The sequence below is a fragment of the Bacillus cereus group sp. BfR-BA-01316 genome (assembly GCF_022664195.1).
Lineage (GTDB): Bacteria > Bacillota > Bacilli > Bacillales > Bacillaceae_G > Bacillus_A.
Genome location: NZ_JAKUGX010000154.1, coordinates 1 through 213, shown reverse-complemented (window position 1 = coordinate 213; position 213 = coordinate 1). Strand labels below are relative to the sequence as shown.

The following is a 213-nucleotide window of genomic DNA, read 5'->3' as shown; positions in this document are numbered from 1 at the left end:
ACAGAAGTAAAAGGTTATGACATTACGAATACAAAGGTTGGTCAAACAAAAGTAGAAGGAACGAAAACGTGGAAGGATGATAATGCGAAAGATCGTCCGAATATGATTAAAGTAGACTTACTACAAAATGGCCAAGTAATCGCAACGCAAGAAGTAACAGCGGAAAAAGGTTGGAAGTATGAATTCAAAGATTTAGCGGCATACGATGCCGAA

At 38.0% G+C, this 213-nt stretch carries 1 protein-coding gene; it reads left to right on the top strand.

Annotated features, from left to right (window positions below):
* A partial coding sequence (locus tag MR071_RS25355; protein WP_242238252.1) for a Cna B-type domain-containing protein occupies positions 1 to 213 on the top strand: 213 nt, incomplete at both ends.